General features: G+C 65.8%; 23 protein-coding genes. 2 read left to right on the top strand and 21 right to left on the bottom strand.

The annotated features are described in order from the left end of the window. Positions 1 to 48: 48 nt before the first annotated feature. Genes QRN26_RS18885 through QRN26_RS18855 form a run of 7 tightly spaced genes read right to left on the bottom strand, consistent with a single transcriptional unit; the run spans position 49 to position 7,792 of the window. A complete protein-coding gene (locus QRN26_RS18885) occupies positions 49 to 1,128 on the bottom strand; it encodes a hypothetical protein (protein ID WP_285037897.1) in 1,080 nt (359 codons plus the stop codon). 3 nt (positions 1,129 to 1,131) lie between these two features. After that, positions 1,132 to 2,598, bottom strand: a complete 1,467-nt coding sequence (locus QRN26_RS18880) for a putative type IV secretion/conjugal transfer ATPase (protein ID WP_285037896.1) — start codon at positions 2,596 to 2,598, stop codon at positions 1,132 to 1,134. Continuing rightward, positions 2,595 to 4,244: a hypothetical protein gene (locus tag QRN26_RS18875; protein WP_285037895.1), complete on the bottom strand. Its 1,650-nt coding sequence runs from the start codon at positions 4,242 to 4,244 to the stop codon at positions 2,595 to 2,597. The genes QRN26_RS18880 and QRN26_RS18875 overlap by 4 nt, the downstream gene beginning before the upstream one ends. Next, on the bottom strand, positions 4,244 to 5,617 hold the full coding sequence (locus tag QRN26_RS18870; protein ID WP_285037894.1) for a hypothetical protein: 1,374 nt from the start codon (positions 5,615 to 5,617) through the stop codon (positions 4,244 to 4,246). Before QRN26_RS18870 ends, QRN26_RS18875 begins: the two co-directional genes overlap by 1 nt. Then, on the bottom strand, positions 5,617 to 6,312 hold the full coding sequence (locus tag QRN26_RS18865; RefSeq protein WP_285037893.1) for a hypothetical protein: 696 nt from the start codon (positions 6,310 to 6,312) through the stop codon (positions 5,617 to 5,619). The genes QRN26_RS18870 and QRN26_RS18865 overlap by 1 nt, the downstream gene beginning before the upstream one ends. Before the next feature lie 6 nt (positions 6,313 to 6,318). After that, entirely contained in the window at positions 6,319 to 6,627 is a 309-nt protein-coding gene (locus tag QRN26_RS18860) for a hypothetical protein (RefSeq protein WP_285037892.1), read from the bottom strand. A 22-nt stretch (positions 6,628 to 6,649) separates the two neighbouring features. Then, positions 6,650 to 7,792, bottom strand: coding sequence for a MinD/ParA family ATP-binding protein (locus QRN26_RS18855; RefSeq protein ID WP_285037891.1), 1,143 nt, complete (start codon positions 7,790 to 7,792; stop codon positions 6,650 to 6,652). A gap of 249 nt (positions 7,793 to 8,041) precedes the next feature. Here QRN26_RS18855 and QRN26_RS18850 point away from each other — a divergent pair, with 249 nt between their 5' ends. Continuing rightward, complete coding sequence (locus QRN26_RS18850; RefSeq protein WP_285037890.1) at positions 8,042 to 8,425, top strand: helix-turn-helix domain-containing protein; 384 nt, start codon at positions 8,042 to 8,044, stop codon at positions 8,423 to 8,425. Between the two features lie 522 nt (positions 8,426 to 8,947). On the opposite strand, the gene QRN26_RS18845 is transcribed toward QRN26_RS18850, so the two are convergent. The 8 genes from QRN26_RS18845 to QRN26_RS18810 all read right to left on the bottom strand — a co-directional run bounded on the left by QRN26_RS18845 (position 8,948) and on the right by QRN26_RS18810 (position 17,680). Beyond that, positions 8,948 to 9,601 (bottom strand): ParA family protein, encoded by a 654-nt coding sequence (locus QRN26_RS18845; RefSeq protein WP_285037889.1) that lies wholly within the window; start codon positions 9,599 to 9,601, stop codon positions 8,948 to 8,950. 448 nt (positions 9,602 to 10,049) lie between these two features. Then, positions 10,050 to 10,271 (bottom strand): hypothetical protein, encoded by a 222-nt coding sequence (locus QRN26_RS18840; protein WP_285037888.1) that lies wholly within the window; start codon positions 10,269 to 10,271, stop codon positions 10,050 to 10,052. Positions 10,272 to 10,275: 4 nt separating this feature from the next. After that, a complete protein-coding gene (locus QRN26_RS18835; protein ID WP_285037887.1) occupies positions 10,276 to 10,923 on the bottom strand; it encodes a hypothetical protein in 648 nt (215 codons plus the stop codon). Continuing rightward, positions 10,920 to 11,345 carry a glutaredoxin domain-containing protein gene (locus tag QRN26_RS18830; RefSeq protein WP_285037886.1) on the bottom strand — a complete coding sequence of 142 codons (426 nt, stop codon included), beginning with the start codon at positions 11,343 to 11,345 and terminating at the stop codon, positions 10,920 to 10,922. Before QRN26_RS18830 ends, QRN26_RS18835 begins: the two co-directional genes overlap by 4 nt. Before the next feature lie 1,196 nt (positions 11,346 to 12,541). Continuing rightward, complete coding sequence (locus QRN26_RS18825) at positions 12,542 to 14,203, bottom strand: type IV secretory system conjugative DNA transfer family protein (RefSeq protein ID WP_285037885.1); 1,662 nt, start codon at positions 14,201 to 14,203, stop codon at positions 12,542 to 12,544. Between the two features lie 268 nt (positions 14,204 to 14,471). Then, positions 14,472 to 15,194: a hypothetical protein gene (locus tag QRN26_RS18820; RefSeq protein ID WP_285037884.1), complete on the bottom strand. Its 723-nt coding sequence runs from the start codon at positions 15,192 to 15,194 to the stop codon at positions 14,472 to 14,474. A gap of 836 nt (positions 15,195 to 16,030) precedes the next feature. Continuing rightward, a complete protein-coding gene (locus QRN26_RS18815; RefSeq protein WP_285037883.1) occupies positions 16,031 to 17,299 on the bottom strand; it encodes a hypothetical protein in 1,269 nt (422 codons plus the stop codon). A 135-nt stretch (positions 17,300 to 17,434) separates the two neighbouring features. Next, positions 17,435 to 17,680, bottom strand: a complete 246-nt coding sequence (locus QRN26_RS18810) for a hypothetical protein (RefSeq protein WP_285037882.1) — start codon at positions 17,678 to 17,680, stop codon at positions 17,435 to 17,437. Between the two features lie 221 nt (positions 17,681 to 17,901). Between QRN26_RS18810 and QRN26_RS18805 the strand changes: the two genes are divergently transcribed. Beyond that, positions 17,902 to 18,195 carry a hypothetical protein gene (locus tag QRN26_RS18805; protein ID WP_285037881.1) on the top strand — a complete coding sequence of 98 codons (294 nt, stop codon included), beginning with the start codon at positions 17,902 to 17,904 and terminating at the stop codon, positions 18,193 to 18,195. Positions 18,196 to 19,332: 1,137 nt separating this feature from the next. On the opposite strand, the gene QRN26_RS18800 is transcribed toward QRN26_RS18805, so the two are convergent. The 6 genes from QRN26_RS18800 to QRN26_RS18775 all read right to left on the bottom strand — a co-directional run bounded on the left by QRN26_RS18800 (position 19,333) and on the right by QRN26_RS18775 (position 21,118). Further along, positions 19,333 to 19,587 (bottom strand): hypothetical protein, encoded by a 255-nt coding sequence (locus QRN26_RS18800; RefSeq protein WP_285037880.1) that lies wholly within the window; start codon positions 19,585 to 19,587, stop codon positions 19,333 to 19,335. Between the two features lie 46 nt (positions 19,588 to 19,633). Then, the gene (locus tag QRN26_RS18795) at positions 19,634 to 19,843 is read right to left on the bottom strand and encodes a histone-like nucleoid-structuring protein Lsr2 (RefSeq protein WP_285037879.1); all 210 of its coding nucleotides are present in this window, start codon (positions 19,841 to 19,843) and stop codon (positions 19,634 to 19,636) included. Between the two features lie 12 nt (positions 19,844 to 19,855). Further along, positions 19,856 to 20,074: a hypothetical protein gene (locus QRN26_RS18790; protein ID WP_285037878.1), complete on the bottom strand. Its 219-nt coding sequence runs from the start codon at positions 20,072 to 20,074 to the stop codon at positions 19,856 to 19,858. Between the two features lie 119 nt (positions 20,075 to 20,193). Continuing rightward, positions 20,194 to 20,394, bottom strand: a complete 201-nt coding sequence (locus QRN26_RS18785) for a hypothetical protein (protein WP_285037877.1) — start codon at positions 20,392 to 20,394, stop codon at positions 20,194 to 20,196. Further along, positions 20,391 to 20,639, bottom strand: coding sequence for a hypothetical protein (locus QRN26_RS18780; RefSeq protein WP_285037876.1), 249 nt, complete (start codon positions 20,637 to 20,639; stop codon positions 20,391 to 20,393). Before QRN26_RS18780 ends, QRN26_RS18785 begins: the two co-directional genes overlap by 4 nt. Positions 20,640 to 20,851: 212 nt before the next feature. Beyond that, positions 20,852 to 21,118, bottom strand: coding sequence for a hypothetical protein (locus QRN26_RS18775; RefSeq protein ID WP_285037875.1), 267 nt, complete (start codon positions 21,116 to 21,118; stop codon positions 20,852 to 20,854). Positions 21,119 to 21,159: the final 41 nt, after the last annotated feature.

Here is a 21,159-nt window from a genome sequence, read left to right as displayed (position 1 = left end):
AGCGGTTGATCCATGGTGGTCCTTCCTCGAGCGGTTGACACCTAGGTGTCAACCGGCCTGCCCGCCGAGTAGCAGCGGCTTTCCGTTCGTGTATGCGACGTCGACGTGCAGGTGATTGCACGAGTCGTATATCTGCGAGAAGTTCTGAGTGGCGATCGTCGTTCCGGCGTCAGCGCGGCAGTCTTCCTGCCCGATGCGTGCGCCCTTCGGCACGATCGGGTCGAGCAGGCTGATAAGCCGGATCGAGGGACCGTCCGCGCCGGTGATGGACGTTCCTCCGAGCGAGTAGAAGTCGACGGCTCCGCCGCCACCGTTGATGTAGTGGGAGGACGTGAGTCCCGCGCCCTCGATCTGGCCGGTGCACTTGCGGTTGATGTCACTGACGCCGATGCGCTCGAACTCGTTGAGCGCGAGCACCATGATCTGCAGGATCGGAACGTCAATGCCACAGTCGGCAACTTCCTTGCCCTGCGCGATCCAGCGGATCTCTTTGATGTGGTCGGGGGTGAACCCGCGGAGCGTGCCAGCGTCGGCCGCGTCGACGAGCTGCTGCGCGAGGGCGACCTTGTCGCCGCCGACGCCACAGCTCCCGGCCCCACCGGTCGCGCTCAGGGCCTTCACGACCTCGCCAGCGGGCGCGAACCACTTCGTGTAGTGGTCGGGGTCGGCGTTGATCTGGACGGCGTGCGCTGCGGCCGTGGGCGTCATCGTCTCCCACCCTTGGACGGTCTGCAGCCGCTTGAAGAACAGCAGGGCCGATTTCGTCGGGTCCATGCGGTCGGCGTAGCTGCCCCACGAGTCCCGCTGCTGGAACAGCCCGCGGCTGTCGGGCCCTGCAGCGTCGCCGTGGTCGACGACGCGGAGCCCGGACTCTCCCATGGCGGTCATGACGCCGATGGTCTGCGCTTGCACGTTCAGGCCGAGCGACGTCGCGGCGTTCATGATCGCGGCGGCGTTGGCGAGCTGGTCGCCGGAGTATCCGGCGATGCTCTGCCCGCTCGCTGCGAGGGTGGCCGCTTCGACCTGACCGGCTCCGCATCCGGCGCTGCCGGTGCCGCCCGACAACACGAGGGTGGCACCGAACATGACCGCGCCCAGCCCCGCGAGTGCGTGCTTCTTCCAGCCCATGATCTAGCCTGCCGACGCTGCAGCCTGGAACGCCTCGTCGGTGTCCGTGAGGGCCTTCTCCCACGGCGAGCGGATGTGCTGCACGAGCGTTTCCGGGTGCGATGCGTACTTGAAGAAGTGGTGCCCGTCCGCCAGGCGCTCGATCTGCTGCGCCGTCTCCGGCGCGAAGCTGAACGTGCGTTGGCACCAGGCCGCGTCCTCCGGCCGGGACTGACGGTAGACGTGCACCGTCTGGGCCTCCTGGATCATCGCCATGCCGGGCGATCCTGCGGGGACGTCGAATCCCTTGTGGAACGCGAAGATGTTGGACAGCGCGAGCCCTCGCGAGAGCTTCTGCCCGGAGCGCGCCAGCTCTGCAGTCGGCCCAGTCGCGATGTGCCATGCCTCTTCGTAGACGCAGTTTGTCGCCCATCCACGGTCACCCCGGAGTCGGCCGAGCAGCCACATGTGACCGATCGCCATGACCGCGGGAACGGCGGGGCCGTCCTCGGGGAGCTGCGAGATATCGAACGATGTGAGCTTGCCCTTCAGGTCGACCTCTTCGGACGTCTCCCCGTCGAGCAACCCTGAGTAGTCCTGCAGCAGGCTGTTCAGCGTGAACCGCACGGAAAGGCCGGCCTGGTGCAGTTCGTCGATCGCGGTCGGTGACAGCCCCTCGTAGGCGTCGAGGTCCGCGACCCTGCTGAGGTTCGGCAGCACGTCGGCCAGCACGGGCGTGCGCCCGTCCTCAGCCTGCGCGATCGTCCGGAGCAGCGCGGCGCGAAGCGCCTCTTCCTCCCACTCGTTGAGCGCGTTCCCCTCCCGTGCGAGGCGGGCGACGACGTTGAGCAGGCGCATCTGGCCCTGGACACCGCTCCCGCGGCTGATCGTCTCATCCAGCAGGTTGAGGCGGGTTCCGGTGCCGTCCGTTGTAAACCGGATGGGTTCGCTGCCGAAGTGCCGGACGACGTTGGAGTATTCGCCTTCACCGTTCTGGTCCTTCTTGTCGAACACGACGGCACGACGCTTGGCCAGCAGCAGCGGCCGGAGCACATAGGCCGTCTTCGTCAGGCTCGACTTGCCGGAGCCGACGTCGCCCATCACGACGACGTTGGGGCTCGACACCAGTCGAGGCGTCGAGTTGTAGCCGGTCACCGGGTCATGAGCGATCGACGTTCGCGAGAGGACGTCGCGCGCGATGACCACGCCTCGAGTACCGGTCGGCGCTCCGATGACGGCGGTATTCAACACCTCGGCCTGCCGGGTGCTGGTCGGTGCGCCGATGTGCGCCGGAGCGTAGAGGCCACGCGCTGCAGCGCTGGTCTTGACCCGGAGCCGGGAACCCGGCCGCGACCACGGGGTGACCTCCGTAGGTTCCTCGGTGCTCTCCTCGACCTCCACTGCAAGCTCGACCGGAGGCGCGAAGGCACTGAGCCCGGGGAGTGTCCAGATGCCGCGAGTCTTCTTCTTCGGCTGGGCGTGTGCGCTCATGAGATAGCTTCCTTCTCTGACTTGCCCGCGAGCTTCGTAGCGAACCGGGCGGCGAGTGATGGGGGTGCTGCTGCGAGGCCTCGGCCGATCGGCCAAGTGGTCCCGGACGCTGCGGACTGGTACGAGTCCTCCCATTCGAGGCGGTCGATCCCGAGGCCGCTGGAGCAGGTTTCCTCCAGTGCGCGCGAGGCGCGCATGAGCGCGTCACGGTTGCGCTCGGAAATGGTGATGTACCCGACCCATGCCCCACCGTGGTGCGGTGAACCGTGTGCGAGGTCCGCGGAGCGGCGCGCTGCGGCGCTCATGTTCATGCTCGTCTCGTCGTCCGCCACCTGGCCCTTTTCGGCGTTGGATAGCGCCGCTGCGCGGTCGCGGGTGAGGTCGATCTTCGCGGACGCTCGCGCCTCGTTCTTCGGCACCAGGTGCAGATGGAACGACACCGATCGGACGAACTGAATGTCGGACCCGATGAGCAGGTCAAGCATCCACAGTTGGCTGCGTGCGCCGACCGCGAGGTTCTCGGACTTGACCACCGCGGTGCGGTGCCACCACTCGACGTCCGCGCCCGTGATCGGGTCGGTGCCCTCAACGACGTGCGCCGAGAACTCGTCATGCGAGCGGATGCCGAACGATGCCGGGTCGACGTCCGTCACGTAGTCAATCGGCCGAGACGGGTTCTGCTGGTGCAGGATCACCGCGGCGAGCTTGCGGGCCGTGAGCGTTTCGACCTGGCCCAAACGGGCCTCGGTGAGGCCGCGGACGGTCGACGCGATTTCCTGGCGCATGAGGCCGCGCCAGCCGTCGCGACCCTCGCCGTACTTGCGGGCGGCGTCGCGGAACGCGGCATTGAGGGGCCACCGAACGATCACGTAGTGCCGCTGCACCATGGCGTCTTGGCCGGTGAGGTTGAGAACGTCCTCATACGACTTGATCGCGTCGGCGGGCGCGGTCGGGTCGAGGGCTTTGAGCACCCAGAACTCTTGCAGCGCTGAGTCGGCGGGCAACACACGAGTGAGGGTCTGGACGTCCCCGACGAGGTTGGACGGCGTTGCTCGTGAGGCGAGGAACTGCCCCCACGCCTCTGCCGCCCGTCGCATGACCGACGCCGATTCGACGCCGCTCATCTGGCCGGTGACCGTGAACGCAACGGAGAGGTAGGACTGTTCTCCGGTCGGTGCGTGCCAGGCGATGCCTGGCTCTGCACGGGCGAACTGCAGCCAGCCCATCCCGTCCGCGCCGTCCGGGTTGGTGCGCATCGCTGCCAGCTCTCGGCGTGCGGTCCACTTCGCAACGCGGCCCTTGGCTTCGCGGAGGGCCTGTTCCCGCTGGTCCCATTCCGCGACGTCATAGGGCTCGTATGCGTCGGTTCCGAGCTTCACGCGGCTGGCCCACCGTGTGCGCTTCTTGCGCCGGTCGACGACCGATCCTCGGTGCGTCTTCGCGGTGAGCAGCATCGTCAAGCCGCCCCCGACAACGCCGATCGCGAGCCCCCAGAATCCAATGATCGGCGTGAGCACGAGCGTGGCGATGAAGAACAGTCCCATGAACCCAACACGGGCTTTGGACTGGGTGCCGCCGAAGAAGGAGCGGTGTCCGCTCTCTCCCCCGATGTAGCGGGCTACGCCGCTGGTCGCTGTGTTGGTCATCAGTTCCCCGATTCTTCGTCCATGGCGCTTGTCGCCTGGTCCCCGGCTACTTGGGTGACCTCGACGACCTTTGAGCCTGCAGCCATACCTGCCGCTGCGATGAGTGTCGGAACGCCGACGACGGCCCCGACGCCGGTCGAGGACTCCGCTGCGCCTGCGGCTGCAGCTCCCTCGGCCGCTGTGGATGCGCCTGCGGCGCCCGCTGCGGCGCCGGTTGTCGTGGCCCCGCTGGTTGCTGCCGCTTCCTCGCCGTCCGTTGCTGCGGCTTTGGAGCCTGCTGCGCGGGTCGCTGCGGCTTCCCCAAGCCCGCCGCCACCTGAGGCCGGCTGTGGGGCATCGTCGGACGATGCGGGCGTGCTCTGGGTCTGCGTCTGCGGTTCGGACGTGCCGCTGGTGCTCTGCGGCTGGTACTTGTTGGTGGCGTCGCTCATGTTGTTGGAGCCCCACGAGCCCGGCTGCATCGAGGGTCCGTTGGTGCCACCCGATCCCACCGGGATGACCGGCGCGAACTTCATGAGGATGAGCGGCGAGAGCGCCGCGATGAACAGCGCGATGATCGCCACGATGAACTGCACGAGCTTTTCCAAGCTCGCTGAGTTCCCGAAGACGTTGACCGATCCCGCGGACATGTTGAACGCGAATCCGAGCAGGAAGAACAGCAGTGGGTGAGCGGCGAGTATGCCGATCCAGACACCGATGAGCTTCTTTCCGAAGTCGCGTCGTTGTGGGTCGACGATCCACAGCAACCCGAGCGGTACGAGCACGCCAGCGAAGTACAGCGTGACGAGCTGCACGATGAGCACGAGCAGCACCATGAGCAGCGCCACGAGCATCAGGAACATCATCACCGCGGCGACGGGGATTCCCCCGGCCAAGCCGGTGTAGTCGCCGTCTTTGATGATCGCGTCAAAGCGTGCCCCGATCGTGTCGACCGACCCGAGAATCCCCCACGATGCGAAAGCATCGGACAGCGCGTGGAAGAAGTTCACGAGCACCATGCCGAACGGCGGGCCGAACATCGCCCCGGTGAGGAACAGGGGGAAGTACAGCGTGACTGACTCGGCGGTGTCCCGGCCCGATTGGGTGCCTCGTGCGGTCCTGAGGAACTGCGGGATGAGCAGCACCACAACGGCGAGGATCGCCGCTGCGAACGAGATTCGGTAGGCGCTGATGAACCACTCCAAGGTGAGGTCCGGCAGGGTCGCCTGAGTGAGCGCGGGAAGGATGTCCTTCGCCAAGCTCGCCGCCGAGTCCTGCAGCGCTTTGTAGGTGTTGCCCCACGGGTCGGACCAGTAGTTGACCGCTCCTGCAGCTCCGTTGATCGCGTCGGTAACGCCGTCGACGGTGCAGGTGATCGGGTTATCGCATGCCATTAGCAACCTCCCGTGAAGGGTGTTCCGATCTGGAACATTTCCTCAGTGGTGCGCTGAATGTCGCCGCCCTCCACCTTCCACGCGTTGTCTTCCCAAACGAGCGTGAACGTCGAGACGGACCGGAATGTGGTGCTCAGTGCGCCGTCGATCACGTAGGCGGTTCCGACAGAGACCGTCACCCGATCGGCTTCGGCCGACTCGATGTGCCAGACGCCGGGGACGGTCGAGCGGTAGAACGGCACGCCGTCCGCGACGACGCCGTTCGATGAGTTGGGAACAGCGGCGAACCCCGCGCGAAGATCCGTGAATCCCGGAGCTGCGGTGGAGGCGAACAGCGCGGCGCTCACCTGGTCAGCTTCCTCGCCCGTGGGCTGCGGGAACTGGTAGAGCCAGCGCACGAATGATGCTGTGAGCTCGACGGCTCCATTGCTGGTGTGCTGCGCCTGCTGCTGAGCTGCGAGCAGCATCGCCGCGTCGCGTGCGGACCCTCCGAGACACCCAGTTGGGGCCGAGTCGGGAACGCTCGTTGAGCTGGGCTGTGGTGCCTGCGTGGTCGGTCCTGCTGCAGGTGTCTCGCTCGAGTTGCTGCCGTTGACAGCGAACGCGATGACGACGGCTGCAGCCGCGACGATCGCCACGCTTCCCAGCGCGATCCAGGGCCAGATACGCCGAGGCGGGCGGGCTTCGGTACGCATGGCCGACTATCCGAAGATCGCGAGGATTGCGCCCACGATGACCGCCAGCGCTGCGAGGCAACCGAGCGCGATACCCGCGCCAAGGGCCTTGTTCCGGGCGGTCTTGTACTCCTGCGGGTTGCCCGCGTTGGATGCCGCCGCCATGCCCGCAATGCTGATGATGAGGAAGACGACTGAGGCGACGATCGCGAGCCCCCAGAGGCCCGCCAGGAGCTTCTGCCACAGCTCCGTGAACTCTGCTCCGAAGATGCTGAAATCGGGCAGTACGCCGTCGAGCGGGTTGTCGATGGACTTGGGTCGGATGATGGGGTTCATGTGCTTGTCCTTCGTCTGAGGGTTAGTTGGCTACGGCTTGGAGCGAGCGGACGACGGCCGCGGTTGCGGCGGTGAATGCCCTCCGTGCGGCCGGTGAGAGCTTGTCGAGCGTGATCTGTCCGCGCTCCGCGATGTGCTGGTCAAACGGCACCGCGTGGACTTCGCGGACGCGAGCCCCGGTGATGAGCCGATCCAGGCGCTCGACGATCTGCGGGTACTCAGGCCGGCCGTCTGTGATCCGGATGATGACGGCGTTTTCCGCGAGCTGCGCGGCGTGCGCCCCAGAGCTGCGGAGCAGGTCGAGCAGGTCGATCGCTTCCAACACGCTGTCGGCCGAGTTGAACACGGGCACCACGAGGGCGTCGGCGGTCGCTACTGCGGCTTGGAACGCGGAGCTTGACGGCTGGTTCCCGCTGTCCATGACGCGGATGCCGTAATACTCGTCGATGACGCGGCTGACGGCTTCGACGTCCTCGCCGGTCAGCGGCGGACGGTTGCCGACTGATCCAATGACTGCGGCAAACGACGTCTGCGGAGCGGTGTAGCCCGCGAGCTGTCCGGCGCTTCTGATCTTGTCGACGTCCCGCACCAGCTCGCCCATGCCGAGCTTGGGTGATCCCTCAGCGCGGAAGGACAGCCCTCCGCGATCGTCGGAAACTTCCATGATCGCGACGGACCCGCCGCGAACTGCGGCCAGCACTCCCCCGACCCCGATAGCGGTCGGGGTCTTCCCCGTGCCGCCCTTCCGGTTCGCGATGAGGACGCCCTGTGCGCGCGTCCAGGTCGCCTGCCGGATGGTCTGCTCGTCGCGCCGCAACGACTCTTCGGCTTGCAGCCGTGCGCGTTCCTCGATGCCGGGAGCCATGCGGATACCGAGCTTCGAGAGGACTCCGCGGAGCCCTTCGGTGGCGACGGTCGGCCGATCATCGGTAGTCACGACTGAGAGGTCGTCACCCGGCGTGTACACGAGGGCGTCGCCCTGCAGCTCCGGCTGTTCCGTCGTCTCACCCGCGCCGGAAATCGGCACGACTTCCGCGACCGGCGGTTCTGTCGGTGCAGGCGACACGACGTCCTCGACGTCGGCCCTCGTGGTGGGAGCCTCGACGTAGCCAGCGGCTCGCCTCGCTCCCCCGAATGGCTGTTGCACTTCTTGTTCGTTGTTCACTGGTTCCTCCTAGCGGTGGCGATGTACCAGCAAGCGTCCGCAGGAGAGCAAGTAACAAATCGGCCCCCATTTGGGGGCGAACCCATCAGTCTGACGACTAGCCGGTTCTCGTCCCCCTTTAAGAGGACAACTGATCTGTAAAACTTTTCCCCCCGAAAGTCTTGCGTTCTGAGGTTAACCCTCTGGTCTGTCATCGGTCGAAATCTACGCTACCTTGCAATTCAATTAAAAGGTAGGCACAGTGAGTTCATGACTGAACAATCGGATGACCTCAGCACGATCCTCGACACGTCCAGCGCTCTGCTCGGGCACAATGGGGGGATGCCCGCCCGCCGAGATGCCCCACAGATGCCCGATCGGGCTGCTGCCGCGCACCAGGCGATTGCAGGCACCACGCGCATGACGACGCTGCGCTACCTGCTCGATCACCCGGCGTCGACGCGCCCCCAGATCGCGGAGGCCACGGGCATGAGCACGGCATCCGCTCGGGTCGCACTCGTCGACCTTGAAGGGCTCGGATACGTCACGGCCGACGTCGAGGGTCCGCGGAACGGTCGCACGGTCCGCTACTCGGCCAACCGGTCAGCTCTGACCGATGACCTCACATCGTTTGTCGCCTGGATGCTCCGGTAACACCCCCCAGCAACGACGAAGGGGCCGCGCAATCGCGCGGCCCCTTCTCTCGTTCCTCGCTACTCGAGGCGTTGACACGTAGGTGTCAATCGTGGGTTGTCACCGAGTCCAACAGCTCCGCTTCGGATCGCCCGTGTAGGCGTCCGGGCTCCGCTAGCAGCAGGTCGACTGCCACTCGGATCAGCGTGTTTTCGGTGATGCGATCTCCGGCCGGCCCTTTGGCCCGATTGAGGGCGCGCGCGTGCTCCGTCAGAGCCGAGAGCTGGTCGGGACGGAACCGGGCCTCCTTGCGTACGAATTCATCGAACCGCGCCCCGCGCCCCTCCCCCGCTGACTTTCGCGCCTGTGGGCGCTCAGGAGCCCGCTCGGGAGCTTCTGCCGGTCCCGCCGCCCCGACGGGGCGCTGAGGCGGGGCCGTCGCGGGAGGCGACGCCTGAGGCACTGCGGGAGCCGCGCTAGCCTCTTCCGGCTCGTCGGCCTGCATTCGCGCCAGACTCTCGCTGAGATTGACCTTCCTGGCCATTACTTGCCTCCCTGGTTTTCGTGCGCCCACATGGACGTGAGTTCGAGCGCAACGGATGAGTAGTCGAAGATCGCGTTGGCGGTCTGCCGGGTGTCCGGGTACTGGGTCACAACCTGCCCCATGAGCGGCGCGTCACTGTGGGACTTGTACTGCCGAATGTGCTGGCGGAACCGGGGCATCTGCAGCTGCTCGTCGACGGCCTCGCGCCACTCTTCCAACTGGCCGGAGACGCGCATATCGATCTTGTTGAGCAGGAGGCGGTAGGGCACGTTCGCGGGCGTAATGAACTTGCTGATCGTGCGGGACGTCGGCTGAACGGTCAACCCCTCCGGGGTGAACGGGACGATCGCGAAGTCTGCCGATTCGAGGACGGCCGCGAGGATATCGCCGTCGCGGAGACTGCCCGGGGTGTCCACGAAGATGACGTCGTAGTCAAGTTCGCGGAGCCGCGACAGGTTTCCGGGATCGGTGTCGTTGGTGAAGTCGAACGGCAGGTCATCCGCCGCCGCCGCCGCCCAATCGCTCATGGATCGCTGCGGGTCGGTGTCGACGCCGAGGACCCGTGAGTTCTTGGCGAAGACGGCCGCGAGGTTCATGAGCGTGGTGGTCTTCCCCACGCCGCCCTTCTGGTTGGTCACTGTGATGATCCGCATGGGGCTATCCAATCTGTAAGTACCGAAGTTTGGGAGTTACAGACTGGGCGTGTCTCAACTCTGTAACTTCCGTAGTTTGTTACTTACAGACTACCAGACTTACAGACTCTGTCACTACAGAGTTACAGAGTTTGGAACTACCAAAGTTACAGACACTGGTAGTTCCTGAGCTACGGACGACTGAGCTACCTCGAGCGCGTTGACACCTAGGTGTCAATGTCGGCGCCGGTCGAGGCGGCTGGGTATTGCATCGGGGGTGCCGCGGGTTGCTCCGCAACCCACGCCCTGAGGGGATCGGGTGGTGTCTCGCAAACGGCCGGCCTTTGCGTGAGCGTCCCCGGAGTTCGGTCACGACGTCCGGGTCTCGGGTTGTTCCCGCGTCGAGCACGAGGGAGCAGGGTGGGCGCGTTTCGGGGGAGTGCTGGGAGGGGAGCCGATTAAGCGATTCTCAGAGCCGCGAGGCGGCTTGCAGCAGGAGTCCGAGCACGAGGGGGAGCCCGAACCCCACTGCGCCGACGATGATCGCGACGAGGCCGATACGGAAGACGATCCGCGGTACGGCCCCGCGCCGGATGGATCGGAACGGGGCCATGAGCGGTGAGAGCGAGGCGACGAGGACGACGACGCCGCAGGCGAAGACGGCTAGAGAGGCCGTCTGTATCGCCTGCATGTGCTCACTCTCCGTCGTCCTCGGGCTGAAACTCAGCGTCGCACACTCCGCAGACGATCGGGCCGAGGTCTAGGACCGACTGGGAAAGTCGGATCTTCCGGCCGCAGTCGCAGAGCGCGACGACGCCGTTACTGGTCTTCTTCTTGCCCTCGGAGCCTCCGAGCTCGACGAGCCGGTACGCGACCAATGCGGCGTCGAGCATGGCGACTTCGGCCGCGTAGCGGGCTGCAGTGGCCGGGGGAACGGTGGTCAGCGACCATCCGATGCTGTCGTGTTTTTCCAGCGACAGCCCGAACTCTTCCCCGATCGCCTTGAACTTCTGGTTATGAAACCGTCCCTGGCGGCTGGTGTCCTTGATTCCACGCGTCTGAGCTGCGCCGTGGGCCGCTTCGTGAATGAGGGTGCCGAGCACGGCCTCGCCGCCGCGCTGCAGCCCCTCGCCGCCGACGAATAGCTCGTGCACGGTTTCATCCCCGCGCGCCCAGCGGTTCGGCGCGAAGTGGCCGAGGGTCATCCCGTTGCGCGCGCTGCCCGATCCGAGCGTGACGACGACCTCGGGCACGTCCTGGTGCCGGGTCTGGATCGCGCGCCATGCTGCTTCGATCGCCGCGACAAGCGGGGCGGTGACGGTGCCTGTGTTCGTCATGGTCATGCTTCCTCGGGGTTGGTGTGGTCCATGGCTGCAGCGTCGGCGTCGTCCGGGTCGTCGCCGGTGAAGCCCTGACCGCAGGTGCACCAGGTGATGAACTGGCCGTGTTCGTAGGTCTGGTGGGTATCGCGGTGGCCGACCTCGATCGCCGCGATGAGGTCGGGGCGAAAGCCGGTCCAGGTCTTGCCGTCGTGGACCATGACGACGGGGGACTCCGTGAACCCCAGTGCTCGGAGGTAACTCGCCGCGCACTCGTCCTGGCTGGTGTCGATGGTGTCGAACCGCAGTCCGCGGTGGTCGAGCGCTCGACGCGTTGCGATGCACGGTCCGCATCCGGGGCGGCTGAACAGGACGACGGGAGCCGTCCTCTCGTTGATGTAGCGGCTTGCTCGCGTGTCTTGGTCTGCAGTGGTGACGTGTCCCATGAGCCGATTTCCTCTCCCTCAACCTCATTGCCTTTTGGCGGAATTTCCGTCACAGCTCCGAGCAGTCGGGGTCAAGCCCAAAGCGCGGTTGCAGGAGCGAATCTCGGGGGAGCGAAGCGGAGGAGGGAATCGTGACGAAACTGCGGCGACGGCTTGATGCCGACTGCTCGGTGCGTACACTCAAACGCCCAAAAGGCAACGAAGTTGCCCATGAGCACTAGCCGCGCAGCGGCATCCTCGGTTTCTGGCCGGTCGGATTGATGTTCGACACGCCGCGCCGTGCATGCGTCGTTCTATCGAATACCCCTGCTATCTTGGATGCACTGGTTCTGCACCTGTCATAGGAGCAGACCGACCCGTCAGGGGTCGGACAGGGCGCGGCCGGCAGATTGCCGCCGCGGGTATCGGAGGGTACACAGTGTGAGCGCGATGCTCACGCGACATCTGTCGGGGTGCGATGCCAGGCAGGTGAGCAGGAACGCCAAGGTTGAGCGGTGCTCTCCCTGGCTTCGCTGGGAGCACCGGGTGTGCTGGGAGCGATTGGCGAGAACGGCCGAGACTGACGCTGCAGGTCCCCAGGAGACTGATCGCGGTTCAGAAGCTCACCGCTCTCGTAGGCCACACAACCGTTTCGTACTCGTAGCACGTCAACCATCAGCGCCTAGTCCTGGGCTCTTCGCTAGTTGGGAGACGCGATGCTGGACATCGCTCCATACGCCCCGAGCTTCACTCTGATTGCTCTCGCAGTCGCCTTAGCCCCGATCGCCTACGTGGCTGCTTTCAACACCGGGCCGCGAGGGAAGACAGCTCGCAAGGTGTTGTCGATACTGCTGCGACGTCGACGAGATTGAGACTCAGAGGCGATCGACCGCAGAGGCCCAGACCCAAGCCCTCTGAGTCTGGCCCTGTGCGTTCTCCCACTCGACTTGAACCGCGCGAGACGTCCAGGCGACGGCACGGCCCTCGATCCTCGCTGGCGTCTCCGGGTACCGCACCCATGCGCGCACCGGCACCGGATCGCCACTCTCAACCGGGTCGGCCGCGGTATCTAGCTCGGCAGGGCTGAGCGTGATGGGGGAGGGGCGCACCAGCATTTCAGTGACGTGCTTGCTCATCTGGCGGTCGTACCAGTCCGCGTATCGCTTGTTCCTACCCACCGGACCAGGATAGATCGAAAGTTCGAACGTATGTTCGAACTACTCTGCAGGGCCGGCCTTTGCCTCGACGTCGCCCTCTGCGGCCTCGTCCACGGGCTCGTCGGGATCCGACGTCTCCGCGGTGTCCTTCGGGATCGTGCGGGGCGGCAGCGCCCGGAATGGAGCGATCGCGCCGCCCTGCACGATCCAGAACGATCCCGCCGACGCTTCGCGGACGTCCTGCGGGGGCACCACGTAGGTGTGCTGGGCTCGCGCCGATCGCAGCTCTTCGCCACCGGCCGCGCCGGAGGCTTCCATCTGCATCACGGTGCCCGCGAACTTCACGACGTCCTCCGGGTCTTTCGACCGGCCGAAGATGAGCGCGGCACCACTGGACAGTGCGCGGCGACGCCGCACCTCGTCATTCGACACGCCTGCCGTGCTCTGGGCGGCGAGGATGAGCCCGACCCCGGCGCTTCGCGCCGTCTCGAACAGGCTTCCTGCCGTGTCGCCTGGGTCGCTGGTGCCCGTGACGAGCTGGGGGAACTCGTCGACGATGAGCAGCATTGGGGACTTGTCGCGCCGTTCCAGTCGCGTCGACAGATAGTTGCGGAGGTCCATCAGCAGCAGGTCGCCCAAGCGCGCTTGGGCGTCGTCGACGGGGGAGAGGGGGACGATCGTCAGATCGGCCCTGGGGGAGCCGTAGGACCATCCCTCGTCATCGAGCCAGCGCTCTAGCGGCCGGAGCGCCACCAGCAAGCTCTGCAGCGCCCGCTGCCCCGCTGTCGTCCCGTCACGGTCCACCTTGTGGTTGACCATCTGCAGGTCGTACTGGTCGCGCACGTGGTCCATTGGGCGCAGCAGGCGCTCTCTGAGGTCTTCGACGCTCGATATCGAGGTCTGGTCCTGGACGGCCTGCAGGACGCCTCGAACTTCATCGAGGTAGTGCTGATTCGCGCCGTCTGCGACGGGCATCAGTCGCATGAGCTTCGCCGTCACCTGGTCAGCGGATCCGTTGAACAGGTCCCACCCGCCGCCAACCGATGCCGTGTGTCCCTGGAACGCCGCGAGCTTGGCCAGCTTCTCGGCGTCGTCCGGATCGCCCTTCGCGTCGATGAACACGACGGGCCAGCCGTATTTGAGCGCACAGAGGATCGCATCGTCCAGCAGGACGGTCTTGCCTGTGCCGGACTCGGCCAGCAGCAGCGCGCGGACCGCTGCAGCGGACTTCGGGAGCACGATCAACCGGCCGTCGTCGTTGATCCAGTCGGGGACGCGTCGGGCGTCATAGAAACGCTCTGCGAGGTTCTTAACAGTCGCACGTCGAACGATGCCGAACGCCTGGTGATCGCCAGTCTGCAGGGGAGCCGTCGTCGCGTCCTCCGTCGTGCCCGTGATCCGTCCCGTCTCGGCGTCAAGGGTGACGCCGACACTCGCGGCCGATAACAGATCGTCGGCGCGCTTGCGCGCCTGCTCGATCCGGGTCTGCATCAGCACGTCGGGGATGCGTCGGTTCCGCACGAGCGCGAGGATGCGTCGGCGGTGCCGTGACATTGCCACCGGGACCAGCAGCACGCCCGACAGAAGGTTGGCCAGCGCCCAGCCGCCAAAGGTCGGAAGCAACTGCGCGGCCCAGTCGTCCGCGGCGAAGAAGGTCCGGGCCTGACCGCTCGCGATCCACTGCCACAGCAGCAGCCCTTCAACGGTCACGAGCACGAGCACGACGGCAACCCCGAGGACGTTGTACAGGCCTCGGCGTGGCCGAGTCATCCAGAAGCGCGTCTTCGTCGCGAAGATCATCCCGGACGTCTTCACGACGAGCCACGGGATGATGAGCGGCAGGAGCACCAGCCCCAGGAGCACCCCAAATCCGACCTTCAAGAACACCACGAGGGTGTCGGACGCGGCGTCCCCGGACCCCTGTTCGAACTGCTGCGTGTCACTCATGATTCGTCCCCCATCTTTCGGCGCCGGCGTTGACACCTAGGTGTCAATTGCTCGAGCTGAACCCGTCGAGCTCGGCGTTCACCGAGATACCGTCGTGCTGTTCCCACACCGGGGAATCGTCCCCGATGAGACGTCCCCGGACGTCGAAGACGGGCAGCGACAACAGCCGCCCCCGCTCGGTTCGGAACACGTTCAAATCCGCGTTCTCGGTCACCGCTCGACCGGCGTCGTCGGTGCAGAAATAGACCACGCGAGCGACCCCCTCGCGAGTCATCCGCCAGACGTGGTTGTCCATGATGTGCTTGTACCGCTGACCCGTCTTCGGTGTCAGCTCGACCTCTACCAATTCGACGTGATCGCCGCGCACGGCCACCCCGTCAGCCTGGTGGTCGACGTTCACGTTCTCCGGTTTCCGGTCCCGCTTCCACTCGAACCCGTGGCAGAGGTAGCGGGCCGAAATGGACGCGACGGCGACCTCATGCCGGGTGGTCTGGCGGAACAGATTCGGGGCGGTCTTCCCGATCGCCTGGTGCGTCGCCCAGACGATCGAACCATCCCGGAACGTCGGTCGGGCGCGGTCGACCAAGCCGACTTCCGCGAGCCTCACGACCCACTGTTGGGCCTTCCTCAGGCTCACCGGCACACCCGCGCCGGACAACCCTCCGAGCGCCCACCTGAGCGCTTCCATGTCGGCCATGCGAACCACGCTCAGCCACTCCAACATCGCTTCGTCTCGCTGTGTGAGCTGCATCAGTTCCCCCCTCAAACCTGTCAGTTCGATACTACTTTGACCACCTCAGGACCACCACCGCGATGCGGTGGAAAGGCACTCGCTCCGCTCGCCGCTCTTCAAACCCTGGACGCAATCACCCGACGCGCCAACCTCGAAAACGCGCCTCAGCACCCGAGAACCGTACCGCCCGATCTGCCGGGCTCACTCACGCAACACGGCACCCGACAACCCACACCACCAGCCCACAGAGCCCGCTCACGCAACGGACACCCGAACACTCAACCATCCTCCCAACCCTGTCTTCTTTTGATTTTGATTCTCTCTTTCTCTTCTCTCTCTACTCTTCTCCTTCTCCCCTGCCCTGCCCCCACCCCTTTACTTCCCAATCTCAGTCACATAGCTTGCGGAGTGCCTGAGATTGGGAAGCGCGCACCGCGCGGGGGTGGGGGCAGGGCAGGGGAGAAGGTGCCACAAACGTTCGTTTGCCTATTCGCGCTCGGTGAATAGGCAAACGTACTACCCACGGTTGGTCACTCAGTCCGTCCGTTCATCCCTGTGGCGTCCTCGTGCGCTCTCAGCGCGCTCCCGAGGCGGTCGGTCCCGAGTTCCCTCGCGGCACCCTCCGGGCCTGAGGCCGGCCGCTGCAGACGTCAGGGCAGAACCAGCGCTCAACGGGGCGCGCGCTGCACGGCGGTTGTCGTCGAGCGCTGCCGTCGAGGTCGGCCCGACGGCCATGGCCGTCGACCGACCGAACGCCGACCGCTGCGCCTCGTCGAGCTGCCCGGGCTTGGTCGACGTCGCGTGGACCTCTGTCGTCGGTGCCGTCGACCGGTCGGAGAAGCTGGCAGTTTTACGAACAGGTGAGCGAGTCATTCGGTCACCGCCGATCGTGTGGCTGTGCCCCGTCGTCGGAGCAGTTCGGCGGCTGCGAGCCGTTCGCGCTCGATGCGAGCTGCGCGCTCCTGCTGAGCCCTCAGCCGGTTGCGCTCTGCGGTCTCCGCGTTGGACCTGGCGATGATCGCGGCGACCTCTTCGTGGTCGATCGACTGAGCCCGCGAGGCTTCCGCTGCGCGCTCCGCTGCGAGCCGTGCCCGGTCCCGTTCGCGAGCTGCAGCCCGGTCCCGCTGCAGCTCGACCGGCGTCGGTTCGTCATGGTTGATCGTGGTGCTGATGAGCCACGCTGCATAGGCGATCGAGCTGCGTCGACTCTTGTGGTTCATCGTGATGCCGCGTGCAGTCATCCCGGCGTTGATCGCGTCCGCGAGAGCATCTGCCGTCCACCGTGCTGGGTCGATCCCGGCACGATCGAGCATGGCGCACACACTGGCCGGGTGGTGCTCTCCGAGCCACCAGAACCGCCTGGTGAACGCCGCTCCAAACTCGAAGAAGTCGGACGGCCACGGTGCATACGCTCGACGACCCTGATTCGCTTTCACCCTCGACTGTCCCCGGCCTCGCGGATGCGTAGCATTCGCGTTGCGCGCGCTCGCGCGCTGGTGTTTAACCATCTTTGAAACGGGAGATTGAGGGGTGCCGGTCTCTACCGGAGGTAGGTGGACAGTCCTTCTGATTCCAGTGAGTGCGCGCGTGGATGCGCGACGTATCTGGTGCCGTCCATGACGGCTCTTGATGAGGGACCGCTCCGCGGCTGTGAGGTACCGGCCGCTGAGGACAGTCTGCGCGAGCCCGAGTCGTTCCAGCACTCGCCACGCTCGACCGATGGTGCGTCGGCAGACGCCGAGTTGAGCGGCGATCGTCGCGTGAGCCACCGTCACGCTGCGGCCGGTGCCCCGGTCTGCGTAGGGCGCGACAGCGGCGGCGATCGCGTACAGCGTGCTGGCCGCGATCGTGTCGTGCTCGGTTTTCCGCGCTCGGTCGCCTTCCTCGGTTGCGAGCAGTGCGCGAAGATCCCTGAGCCAGAACGTGCCCGACTGCCAGGCCACAACGAGCCCGTAGGAGCCGGGAGCAGGCTCCCAGGGTGAATGGGTCAGCTCGGTCGGGAACGCCCGTCCAGCAGGCTCCTGCGAGGGCAGTTCCAGCGTCGGCAGAGTGGGGGACACGCCCGTCGGACGCTTGTCGGCCGAAATCTCTGCGCGCGTGTGTATCTGGGTTATGATTGCGTCATCCTTCCGGGTCACCGGTTGGGTACGACAAAGGCCCGGTTACCAGCCGGTCTGAGTCGAAACAACTGCTCTGAACCCGTTAGTCGCCAAACTGTGGGGGTTCTGAGCCAAGGCTTCTAGGCCCGTCGCGAGAGCGGCGGGCCTAATGCGTTAAGCGGTGTCGATAGGCAGCTCTCCATCGTCGAGGGGAGGCGCGACGAACCAGCTCGGGTATCCGCGAGGGTCCAGCTCCAACGTCTCAACCATCATGTCGAACAGGGCGGCGGCCGAGACGCCAGCGTGAGCGGCGATCTTCTGCCACTTCTCCTTGTTGTCCAGCTCGACGTTCCAGCCGAGGCTGGTGGGCTCGCGGAGTGATCCGCGAGGGCGTCGAGGGAGCTTCTGGGCGTCGGCCATACGACCACTTAACTCTAGGCCTAGAGTTAAGTCGAGCTGGACACGCCGTGTGGCGCGAGTCGACATTTCGACCCTGGCGCCGGCATTGACACCTAGGTGTCAAGTCGCTCGAGGTAGCTCCCACTCGAACCGGGACACTCGATCCTGACACCCCCTCCGGGCGCGTTCCTGGCTCCGCTATCCCGTTCCGATGAGGTCTGGCCGGTGCGTAGGCTGAACGGGTGAAACTCCAAGCCGTAGTCCGCGATCGCGCCACCGTCGAGACGGAGGCGTCCGCGCCAGACGTCGCGGAGCTGCGCGCCGCGGTGCTCGCGCTCACGCCGCCCGGGCACGAGCTGGCACAGCTCCGCGGCCGTGGCCGCGTCGACGGGAACCTCGTCGGTACGGCTGTCTTCCGGTCGACGTCGACGAGCACGGTCGAGGCTGAGGGGCGCGACTACCCGGCTGCGCGTGCTGCACTCAGCGCCATGGTGCCCGCGGAACAGCTCGTGCTCTCGGTGCGGGTGCTCGACTAGAACAAGCGATCTGCGCTCAGATTCTGAGCATCGAAGCGCGGACGGATGGGCGACTTCCCGCCGTTACGGACCGGGCAATAGATCGGCGGACCGCCGGCCGTTAGCGTCGTCACCGTTCCGTGACGGTGTCGGTTTCATCTGCGAGAATAGAGACACGGAGCATTCAGGGGCGTCAGGCCTGACCCTGCTTCGGGCAAGAAAAAAGCCCGGACTGGCATCCGAGCATTTTCTTGCTTCCGCTGAGAAAGCTTGGGAATCGAGTAAGGATTTCCCGGTTGAACTACGGAAATTCTACGTGTTCGCAAACTTCAACGCAACTCCATACAGCCTCTTTCAAGCCCCCACGGGCTCGTACGGGCTTCCATGGAACCGCCGCGAGTGGACGAACCGTGCACCAAGCAGGACCAGCTTTCTGTCACCTGACGCTGACGGAAGGTCACAAAATGAGCAAGTGCTCTAACTGTGGTGCTGAGTCTCGCGTGCGTTGGATTGTCGGGCTGGTCGTTCACACGACCACTCGCATCCTCGTAGCCGTGATGCTCATGGTGCTGGGAGGCTAGACCTCCACAGCGGTCCTCGGTTCGCCGGGGGCCGCTGTCGCGCTCCAACCGTTCAGAGTCTGAACGAGCGCCTTCGGATCCGTGTCGGCTACCCGGCCGCGCGTGCTGCGCTCAGCGCCATGGTGCCCGCGGAACAGCTCGTGCTCTCTGTGCGCGTCGTCGACTAGCGCGGCCGACGTCCCAGCGTCGGCAGGCCACCGCGTAGGACCTCAGCCCGCTCGGTGGCATAGATGCGCCGGTCGAGCTTGTCGGGGGCGTCCGTGCCTCGTCGAGGCGGCTGGGTTCGGCTGACCTCGAACGCGGCCTGCAGGTCGTCGTCATCGTCTCGACGTCCTGGTGCAGCGCCCCGCTTCTGCGACGGCGGCGGCTGCTGCGCAGGGGGTGCACAGCGCTCTCCTGCGGCCGTTGTGTGGATCGATTGCCGTCCGTTGGCTTGGAGTGCGTGGGACTCGCCGCACTGCTCGCAGATCGCGAATTCGAGCCCCACGCCATGCCCCTTTGCCTGTGGATAACTACCCGACTGAAATACGCGGATAACGTTGAATTATGACAGTCTGGGTGTTTCCTCTGTGGATAACTACTTGACGAGAGAGCCACCCGTGGTGAGCGTAGCCATCGCTGTCTGCACGTCCGGTTCGGAGACCTTGGCGACGTCGCCCAGCTTCACGACGACCGTTGCACCGTCCGCCGTTGAGACGTCGGCCGTAACCGCCTGGTCCTTCTCAGACTGGGGACGGCGCACAATTCTCGTGATCTGCTCAACGTTGATGTAGCTCTGCGCCCAATAGGTACCGCCGCCAAGCACTTGCTGCGTTTCGACGCGAACGAACATAGTTCCCCCTGTGTGTTCGGACCGGCCCCCGGCCCGTCCTCGCACTCTACCGGCGACGTCGACGCGAACGCACGATCCGTCGACCGGCCTCCGTGTACGGCTGCAGCGCCTCGCGGAGCGCGGCGGCGTTGTCGTCGCTGAGGTCAATCTCATAGGCGCGGCCGTCGACGCCGAACCGGATTGTCTCGCCAGATCCTCGCTCGAGTTCTGTGCCGTCGAGGTCGTCGACGAGCGTGGTGATCGTGCGCTGTGCCATGCCGCTATGGTCTCAGACCTGCGAACTGGCCTCGCTCGCGTCTTCGGTCAGCGGCTCCGTTTGAGCAGTCACCCAGTTGGCGACGAGCGCGAGGATCGAGGCGAGAACGATCGGCAGGACCGCCAGAGGGACCGCTACGCCGAGGCCAAGTAGGAGCGGCACGGGCAGCACCAGCGCAAGAGCGACGACGCGCATGGTTGCACTTATGCGTTCAGCAGTCATTTTCCCCATGCCGCCCATCTTTCCATCGACCCCAGACACGAAGGTGGCCCCTGGCAGGGCGCGGGGGAATGCGGCCACCAGGAGCCCGCGACAGGAGGGGGGTCCTGTCGCCGCCCAGCGTAGCTCTCTCAGCGCGTGCGGCGGCGGCGGTTGACGCGCGGCGCGTTCGGCCAGATGCGTTCGCCGTCGCCTCTGTAGACGGCGCGCTCGTTGCCAACCAGGATCACGGTGAGCTGTCCTGATCCGGGGTAGTACAGCGCGTCTTGGATCAGCTCGCCGTACTCCGCGCGAGCGACGTCGACGAGCTGCTGCATGTGCTCGGCGCTCATCGGAACCGCACCCGCGATTCGCGCCGTTCGCGATCGCTCATCCGCTCCGCGACGGCACGGCGTGCCCGCTGCGCCCGCCGACGGTCGATCACGATGGCCCACACTGCCAGCAGCAGCGCCAGGGCGAGCAGAGCGACGGCGACAGGCGTCGGGATGATCTGTAGGGCGCTGAGCGGGCCGGTGAAGCCGGAGAGCACCAGGGCGACGCTCAGCAGTCGGAACGCTCCCGGCGATCGCCGCGTCATGCTCTCCATCCCCATGCCCTCATGCTGCCACGAGCGGCCGACGTCGGCCAGGTGCCCGGTTGTGGGATACCTCCTGGCTGATGACGTCGCCGGCCGTCGAGCTCGACCGCGGCCGCGCCGCCGGCCTGTGGAGTCTGTACAACGGTTTGGTTAAACGGCAGTGCCCGCCTCACAGGGCGGGCACTGCGCCGCGGACGGCGATTGTAGGTGTTCTACGGTGTCGGCAACGACTCTGGGAACAGTCCCGAAATGACGCCCGTCGCGAGCGACACGAACACGGCGATGAGCGCCACCCGGATACCGAAGGTGGCGACGTCCGGCCGGTTGCTGCGACTGCCGTAGATCAGCACCGCGATAGCCATTGCGGTGACCACGATCCCGGCGATGGTCACCCAGAAGAAGAACCAGTGCACGTCCACGAGGAACGGGATCGGTGGCGGGGTCGGTGGCGGGTTGGGGATGCTGAGCGGTTGATCCATGGTGGTCCTTCCTCGAGCGGTTGACACCTAGGTGTCAACCG

Origin of the sequence: Plantibacter sp. ME-Dv--P-095, assembly GCF_030209365.1 — a bacterium.
Taxonomy (GTDB): domain Bacteria; phylum Actinomycetota; class Actinomycetes; order Actinomycetales; family Microbacteriaceae; genus Plantibacter.
The sequence above is the reverse complement of the archived record's forward strand: the minus strand, read 5'-3'. Positions and strand labels throughout refer to the sequence as shown.

Coding starts and splice junctions, on each gene's coding strand:
- QRN26_RS18885 (WP_285037897.1), bottom strand. CDS start 1,128: ATGGGCTGGAAGAAGCACGCACTCGCGGGGCTGGGCGCGGTCATGTTC.
- QRN26_RS18880 (WP_285037896.1), bottom strand. CDS start 2,598: ATGAGCGCACACGCCCAGCCGAAGAAGAAGACTCGCGGCATCTGGACA.
- QRN26_RS18875 (WP_285037895.1), bottom strand. CDS start 4,244: ATGACCAACACAGCGACCAGCGGCGTAGCCCGCTACATCGGGGGAGAG.
- QRN26_RS18870 (WP_285037894.1), bottom strand. CDS start 5,617: ATGGCATGCGATAACCCGATCACCTGCACCGTCGACGGCGTTACCGAC.
- QRN26_RS18865 (WP_285037893.1), bottom strand. CDS start 6,312: ATGCGTACCGAAGCCCGCCCGCCTCGGCGTATCTGGCCCTGGATCGCG.
- QRN26_RS18860 (WP_285037892.1), bottom strand. CDS start 6,627: ATGAACCCCATCATCCGACCCAAGTCCATCGACAACCCGCTCGACGGC.
- QRN26_RS18850 (WP_285037890.1), top strand. CDS start 8,042: ATGACTGAACAATCGGATGACCTCAGCACGATCCTCGACACGTCCAGC.
- QRN26_RS18845 (WP_285037889.1), bottom strand. CDS start 9,601: ATGCGGATCATCACAGTGACCAACCAGAAGGGCGGCGTGGGGAAGACC.
- QRN26_RS18840 (WP_285037888.1), bottom strand. CDS start 10,271: ATGCAGGCGATACAGACGGCCTCTCTAGCCGTCTTCGCCTGCGGCGTC.
- QRN26_RS18835 (WP_285037887.1), bottom strand. CDS start 10,923: ATGACCATGACGAACACAGGCACCGTCACCGCCCCGCTTGTCGCGGCG.
- QRN26_RS18830 (WP_285037886.1), bottom strand. CDS start 11,345: ATGGGACACGTCACCACTGCAGACCAAGACACGCGAGCAAGCCGCTAC.
- QRN26_RS18810 (WP_285037882.1), bottom strand. CDS start 17,680: ATGGCCGACGCCCAGAAGCTCCCTCGACGCCCTCGCGGATCACTCCGC.
- QRN26_RS18800 (WP_285037880.1), bottom strand. CDS start 19,587: ATGTTCGTTCGCGTCGAAACGCAGCAAGTGCTTGGCGGCGGTACCTAT.
- QRN26_RS18795 (WP_285037879.1), bottom strand. CDS start 19,843: ATGGCACAGCGCACGATCACCACGCTCGTCGACGACCTCGACGGCACA.
- QRN26_RS18790 (WP_285037878.1), bottom strand. CDS start 20,074: ATGGGGAAAATGACTGCTGAACGCATAAGTGCAACCATGCGCGTCGTC.
- QRN26_RS18785 (WP_285037877.1), bottom strand. CDS start 20,394: ATGAGCGCCGAGCACATGCAGCAGCTCGTCGACGTCGCTCGCGCGGAG.
- QRN26_RS18780 (WP_285037876.1), bottom strand. CDS start 20,639: ATGACGCGGCGATCGCCGGGAGCGTTCCGACTGCTGAGCGTCGCCCTG.
- QRN26_RS18775 (WP_285037875.1), bottom strand. CDS start 21,118: ATGGATCAACCGCTCAGCATCCCCAACCCGCCACCGACCCCGCCACCG.